Here is a 6,841-nt window from a genome sequence, read left to right as displayed (position 1 = left end):
TGCATTTTCGGATGCGGCTTGTGAGGCAGACGGGGGTATGGGCGCCATATCAGGTACCCCTGATGGAGCCTCGCCAAAATCCTACGGGGGTAGTCCGTCTTGTGTGCATCGGTCCTGCCCGGTTGGCGATTTGGGGGCTGTCACAGCCGTTATATGGCGGTTTTCCGGGGTGGAGGGGTGTGGTGCGGCAGTTTTTCCGCTTGTTTTCATGGATCATGATTGATTGCTGAAATTTTAAAACCCCGGTTCGATCCGGCTGTCATTCACCGGATCATCCCAGACCATGCGGCATGGCAAAACGCCGGTCCAGACCGGCCAGCCATAATCGGCGTCATCATCCACCGGGTCGCCCGACCGGATTTTGGCCGAGACTTCCTTGAGATCAAATCCCAGAAACAATGTTGCCTTGAGTTCCTGCGCATTGGGTTGACGGATTTTATCCCAGCGACCGGGCGCGATTTTGTCGATGAAATATTGCGAATGCGCCATTTTATCGGCCGGATCGTCCAGAATATGGGCCTTGCCATACAGGATCACCGACCGGTAATTGGCGGAATGATGAAAGGCGGATCGCGCCATCACCAGACCGTCAAGATGGGTAAAGCACAAACAGGCCGCAGCCCCGTTGGCAATTGCCGCCAAAACGCGGTTTTTCGACGCGCCATGAATATAAACCGCCTCGCCCACCCGCCAGTGCGCGGTCGGGATCATCACCGCCTGCCCGTCCAGAACCGTGGCAACATGGCATATCATGGCATCATCAATGATGCCGTGAATGGTGGCGCGGTCATAGGTCGCGCGTTTGGGGCCACGGACGATTTTGGTGGCGGGATGAATGGCGTAGGTATCGGTCATGGCGGGGGTCCCTGTTTTGCGGTTTCGTCGCCATCATCGTCGAAATTGGACTTTTCATAAGAACCGATATAATAAAATTCATAGAACCAATTTAACCGCAGGCCAAAAATGAGCAGCATTTTTTCCTGGACCTATCTGAGCCATCCGGACGATGCCGCCCTGCCGGCCTATCGGCGGCTGTATTTTGGCATTCGCCGCGCCATTCTGGACGGGCGGTTGAAACCGGCGGAAAAACTGCCTGCCAGCCGCGACCTTGCCGCACAGCTTAAAATTTCGCGCAATACGGTGGTCAATGCCTTTGATTTGCTGATGTCCGAGGGATATCTGACCAGCAGGATTGGCGCGGGCAGTTTTGTCGCCACCAGCCTGCCCGATCAACATGCCTGCCCCGCCCCCGACGGGCGGCAACCCCAAGCCGCTGAACCATCGCCCCGGTTCTTGCGCCTGAGCCAGAGCGCGCAACGGACCCTTGCATGGCAGCGGCGGTATCCGCGTTTTAACGTCACAAGGCCGTTTAACCCCGCCACCCCGGATTTTGACGGGTTTCCGTTTGATATCTGGGCGCGGTTGCTGCGCCGGGCATGGCGGCGCCCGAAACTGGCGCTGACCATTCCCGATGATCCGATGGGGCTTGGCGATTTGCGCGCAGAAATCGCCGCATGGCTGCGGCAATCGCGCGGGGTGAATTGCGCGGCATCACAGGTGATGATTGTGTCGGGCGCACAGCAGGCATTGGACCTGATCGCCCGTGCGCTGGTGGATCCTGGCGATATCGTCGCCACCGAGGACCCCGGATATGAAGGCATTCGTGGCGTTCTGGCCGCCAATGGGGCCGATGTGCGGCCGATCCCGGTTGATGATGAAGGATTGCAGGTCGCCCGTCTGGAAAGCGGCGCACCGGCGCGAATTGTCGTCACCACGCCATCGCGCAATTATCCGCTGGGCACCACTTTGTCGCTGACGCGCCGATTGTCGCTTTTGCAATGGGCCGATGCACAGGATGCGTGGATTGTCGAAGATGATTACGACAGCGATTACCGCTATGACGGGCCGCCGCTGTCTGCGTTGCAGGGGCTGGATCAACGATCCCGCGTGATTTATGTCGGCACATTTTCCCGCGTGCTGTTTCCCGGTATCCGGCTGGGGTATCTGGTTGCCCCGCCCGAACTGGTGCCGGTTTTTCGCGGCTTGCGCGGATTTGCCGATGGCGTGCCCGCCCCAACCGCCCAGGCCGCCCTTGCCACCTTTTTCACCGATGGCCATTTCGGCAGTCATGTTCGCCGCACCCGGTTGCTGTATGGCGAACGCCGCGCCCATTTGCGCGACCTGATCACACAGAAGGCCGCCGATTTGCTGACGATCCTGCCATCTGATGGCGGATTGCATCTTTGCACCCGGTTGAAAGCAGGGCTGAACGATATCGCGGTTCAGGAAAGAATGGTTGCCGCCCGTCTCGATTGCCGGGCGCTGTCATCCTATTACCATGATAAAAGCCCGGAAAACCTTGCCCTTTTGCCACAGGGATTGATCCTTGGCTTTGCCGGATGGGATAAAATCGCCCTGTCGCAAAGTTTCGATGAACTGACAACGATTTTGCGCCGTATGTAAGTTGTACCCGAGCCCGAGAGAGTATGGTAGCGGACAATGTTACCCCGATGCCGTGCTGGTGCCGTACTCTCTCACCCCCATTTTCCTGCCTTTTGCTGTTCCCGATATCAGGACTGTCATGTCTGCATCCCCCATCGCCATCATGTGGTTTCGCAATGATTTGCGTCTGGCCGATAATCCGGCCCTGATGGCCGCCTGTCGCTGGGCCGGGCAAAATGGCGGGCGGGTCTTGCCGGTGTTTATTTACGATGATGTGATTGACGGGCAACTGGGCGGGGCGACGCGATGGTGGTTGCGCCACAGTTTGCAAAGCCTTGATCACAGTCTTGGCGGTCAGAAACTGCATCTGTTTCGCGGCACGGCACAGGATGTTCTGACATCGGTTCAGGCGGAATATCAGGTTACCGCCCTGTTCTGGAACCGGTGTTATGACCGGCCATCGATCACCCGCGATACCGCGATCAAGACCCATGCCCATCAAACCGGCCTGATGTGCGAAAGTTTTAACGGCCAGTTGCTGTTTGAGCCGTGGGACGTCAAAACCGGATCGGGCGGGTCGTTCAAGGTGTTCAGCCCGTTCTGGCGCGCCTGCCTGAAAATGCCGCCGCCCGCCGCACCGCAAGCCGCACCGGACCACATACCGCTGGCAACGGTGACACCGTCACAGGCGGTATCGCTGGCCGAACTTGACCTTGCGCCCAAACCATTTGACTGGGCCGGGGGATTAGCCGAACGGTTTACGCCGGGCGAAGCAGGCGCGCGGGCGCAATTGCATGATTTTATCGATGAAAGACTGATCGATTATGCCGCCCTGCGCGATTATCCTGATCAGCGGGTGACGTCGGAGCTTTCGCCCCATTTGCGATTTGGTGAAATCAGCCCCCGGCACATCTGGCACGCCACCGCCCATCATGCCGATGCCCATCCGGCACAGGCCCAAACCACCGCCAAATTCCAGTCCGAACTGGGCTGGCGGGAATTTGCCCATCATGTTCTGTTTCATGCTAAAGACCTTGCGACCATCCCGCTGCAACCGGCCTTTGCCCGTTTTCCGTGGGTGCAGGATGCCGATGCCCTGAAACGATGGCAAACCGGGCAAACCGGTTTTCCGATTGTCGATGCCGGTATGCGCGAATTGTGGCACACCGGCTATATGCATAACCGGGTGCGGATGATTGTCGGGTCGGTGCTGGTCAAACATCTTTTGGGGGACTGGCGCGACGGGCTTGCATGGTTTGACGCCACGCTGGTCGATGCCTGCCCGGCCAACAATGCCTTTTCATGGCAATGGATTGGCGGCTGCGGGGCCGATGCCGCCCCCTATTTCCGCATTTTCAATCCGGTTTTGCAGGGGGAAAAATTTGACCCCAAAGGGGTTTATGTGCGGCAATGGGTCCCCGAATTGCGTAACCTGCCCGACACCCTGATCCATAAGCCGTGGGAGGCCCCCAGGCTTGTCCTGATCGGGGCGGGGGCGGCATCCTATCCCGATCCTGTCATCGGGCTGCGTCAGGGGCGCGACCGGGCGATGGCAGCCTGGCGGGAAATGAAAAAAACCGCGAACTTTGAAGAAGGCGACATGACCTGAGGCCTCAAATGACGGTCGGATGACTGTCGAGGCAGAACAGTTGCGAATGTGATCGCATTATGTTAATTTACAATCAATGCATGCAATTAATGGAAATGATATCAATGCCATCCATCACCATTCGCAACGTCCCTGATGAAGTGCACCGGGCAATCCGGGTGCGTGCGGCCATGCATGGCCGCAGCGCCGAGGCTGAAATCCGGGATATCCTGGACAAGGCGGCGAAGCCCGAGGGCCGCCTGAAGATCGGCTCGCTGCTGGTTTCTATCGCCCGCGAGGCTGGCGGACTGACGGATGCCGAAGTCGAGGATTTCAATCAGATTCGCGACAAGACGCCAGCCGAACCCATGAGGTTTGAATGATCGTCATTGACACCAATGTTATTTCCGAGTTGTGGAGGATTGAGCCGAATCCCAATGTGCTGGCGTGGATCGACGCCCAGGCCGTTGAAACGCTCTATCTGTCCGCCATCACCGTGGCCGAACTGCGATATGGCCTTGCGACAATGCCTGAGGGCAAGCGCCGCACGGTCTATCAGGATCGGCTGGCGAACGAGGTTCTGCCAGCCTTCGCGGGCCGCGTTCTGCCGTTTGATCTGGACGCTTCGCAAGCCTACGCGAACCTGATGGCGCGGGCCAGAGCGGAGGGCCACGCCATCGGCAAGGCAGATGGTTACATCGCCGCCATTGCGTATACGCGCGGCTTCACCATCGTTACGCGCGACGTTGCACCATTCCAGGCGGCCGGTCTCAACGTCATCAACCCATGGAAGATCGCGGAATGATCAAGTCATTTCGAGGTATAATGCTGACCAGCGCAAAGATCAGGTCCGGACCCTATTTCCAGAACGGTTTTTGTTTGTCGAATTTCTGCCAGGCGTCCTGCAAGCCAGCCAGGCGGTGATCGGCACGGGCGGCGTACCAGCCGGTAATCAGCCCGACCGCCATCAATCCATCGCGCCCCAGCTGTGGCACAAGGGCCTGCAACCGTTGTTCGGCAACGGTGGCGTCATTCATCTGGCCCAGAATTTCCTGCAACCCGGCCAGCCCGGCACGGAATTTACGCACCGCCTTGCCGCCATGAATTTCAAAAAAGAAATCGCAGGCATAGCGTAACTGTTTGATATCGAGCCGCCACGCATGCAGGGCGACCACCGACAATGCGGCAACCTTGTCGCCCCGTTTTGCCACCCGTTTGCAGGATTGTTCCAGCAACGGATCGGCCAGATCGCCCACCGGCCCGGCCATCGCCTGCATCTGGGATGCCTGTGCGCCCGATGCCCAGCGCGAATAGGTTGCCCATGCGCCCAGCAACAACAGGACCTGTTGGTATTCCGGTGATTCCAGCATGGCATGCGCCGTTGCAAGGGCGATGGCGCGCTGTTTTTGTGCTTCGGCACGGATTTCCGGCAAACCGGGATGATCGGCAAAGCGTGCCTCTACGGTTGGCAGGGTTTCGGTCAAAAACACATCCCAGTCGCGCAGCGAATCAAGGCCCTTGCTGCATTGTTTCAGCAAACGACGGATCAACACCGCCTCGCCCTGTGGCAGGTTTTTGCGAAACAGGCCAAAGGCCACGCGCAAGCGACGCAGGCCGATGCGCATCTGGTGGCATCCTTCGATATGGATGTCGTCACGCACGCACACCTCGTTGCCAAGGATCATCGACAATCCTTGCGACAGCACGGCGCGAAAGGCCGCCTCGGCACTCATACCGGCATGCAGGCCGACGGCTTCGGCCTTGTAGAACCCCGGCTGTTCGTTGAAATAAAGGGCGCGGCCCCGCGATGCCTTGCTGCGCAGGCTCAGATAAAGCGGCACAGTGCGTTGCAGTTCCAGCGCCAGATCAAACAGGGCGGCGGGGTGCCCTTCTTTCAGTTCCAGTTCGACTTCGGACAGGGGGGCTTCGCGTTCTCCGGCCCGGACCACACCCTGATCAATTGCTAGTTCCATCACCGCATCGCGATATGTCAGATCGACACTGGTGCGGTGCAAATCGGTTTCAAAAATCCGGCCAATCTGCTTTTTGCCGACCAGACGATCCAGCAGTGCCACCACATCGGGTTCCTGAAACAGGGCCAGATCCAGCTTGCCGTTTTCCATCGGCACCGTCCATTCCGGGCGTTCGGGCAAGGCTTCGCGCAGGCCGTTGGAAACCTTGACTGTCTGTTCCCACCCCTTGGTGCCCTTTTTGCGCACCCGGATCGCCAGACCCTTGCGCGACAGCGACAGTTTGGACGTGTCATGGTAAATCGACACCAGATGGGTGCGGATCATCCGGCGGCCTTCGCGGACTTCGCGCAAGACGGCGGCACGTTTTAACCGCGCGACATGTTTCGGATCGATCCTGAGTTTCAGTTCGATCTCGATTTGTTTTTCAGGCATCCGGCTTCCTTTGGGTCACTTGCACCGTCGCAATCTGCGCTATCTTCTTTTGGTCTTAGCGCTTTTTATGTTTCAGAAATTTGATAAAAATCATCCGCGCGACGGTGAAACAAAATTGTCTGATTTCCGCAACAATTCTATCTGAAGCTTGGAAAATCAAGGGTTTTTGGTTCCGGAACCAAAGAACACAAAGTATGCGTTCATTTGAAAAATGATATCATATTTTCTGTTCAATTGATCATGATTTTCCCCGGCCGTTTTTCAAAACATCACCCGCCCGATATGGCTTTCCCTGTCGGGGTTTTGATGCTTTGCAGAATCGCGTCCCCTCCTTTTGGACAGGTTACGTCCGGCAATTTGCCCGTTATGGTTTCAGAGTCAAAAAAACACACGGGGACAGTAAACA

General features: G+C 57.7%; 6 protein-coding genes. 4 read left to right on the top strand and 2 right to left on the bottom strand.

Annotated features, from left to right (window positions below; genetic code table 11):
* Positions 1-234 precede the first annotated feature (234 nt).
* A complete protein-coding gene (locus Q8O73_RS01610; RefSeq protein WP_305553910.1) occupies positions 235-855 on the bottom strand; it encodes a pyridoxamine 5'-phosphate oxidase family protein in 621 nt (206 codons plus the stop codon).
* Positions 856-963: 108 nt separating this feature from the next.
* Between Q8O73_RS01610 and Q8O73_RS01605 the strand changes: the two genes are divergently transcribed.
* From Q8O73_RS01605 to Q8O73_RS01590, 4 genes are all read left to right on the top strand, one after another.
* Positions 964-2,463 carry a PLP-dependent aminotransferase family protein gene (locus tag Q8O73_RS01605; protein ID WP_305553907.1) on the top strand — a complete coding sequence of 500 codons (1,500 nt, stop codon included), beginning with the start codon at positions 964-966 and terminating at the stop codon, positions 2,461-2,463.
* A 118-nt stretch (positions 2,464-2,581) separates the two neighbouring features.
* The gene (locus Q8O73_RS01600; RefSeq protein WP_305553904.1) at positions 2,582-4,051 is read left to right on the top strand and encodes a deoxyribodipyrimidine photo-lyase; all 1,470 of its coding nucleotides are present in this window, start codon (positions 2,582-2,584) and stop codon (positions 4,049-4,051) included.
* A gap of 104 nt (positions 4,052-4,155) precedes the next feature.
* On the top strand, positions 4,156-4,413 hold the full coding sequence (locus Q8O73_RS01595) for an Arc family DNA-binding protein (RefSeq protein WP_305553902.1): 258 nt from the start codon (positions 4,156-4,158) through the stop codon (positions 4,411-4,413).
* Entirely contained in the window at positions 4,410-4,835 is a 426-nt protein-coding gene (locus tag Q8O73_RS01590) for a type II toxin-antitoxin system VapC family toxin (protein ID WP_305553899.1), read from the top strand. Before Q8O73_RS01595 ends, Q8O73_RS01590 begins: the two co-directional genes overlap by 4 nt.
* Positions 4,836-4,887: 52 nt before the next feature.
* Here the strand turns inward: Q8O73_RS01590 and Q8O73_RS01585 are convergent, their stop codons facing one another.
* On the bottom strand, positions 4,888-6,435 hold the full coding sequence (locus Q8O73_RS01585; protein ID WP_305553896.1) for a CYTH and CHAD domain-containing protein: 1,548 nt from the start codon (positions 6,433-6,435) through the stop codon (positions 4,888-4,890).
* Positions 6,436-6,841: the final 406 nt, after the last annotated feature.

The organism is Thalassospira sp. (assembly GCF_030690045.1).
GTDB lineage: Bacteria > Pseudomonadota > Alphaproteobacteria > Rhodospirillales > Thalassospiraceae > Thalassospira.
The sequence above is the reverse complement of the archived record's forward strand: the minus strand, read 5'-3'. Positions and strand labels throughout refer to the sequence as shown.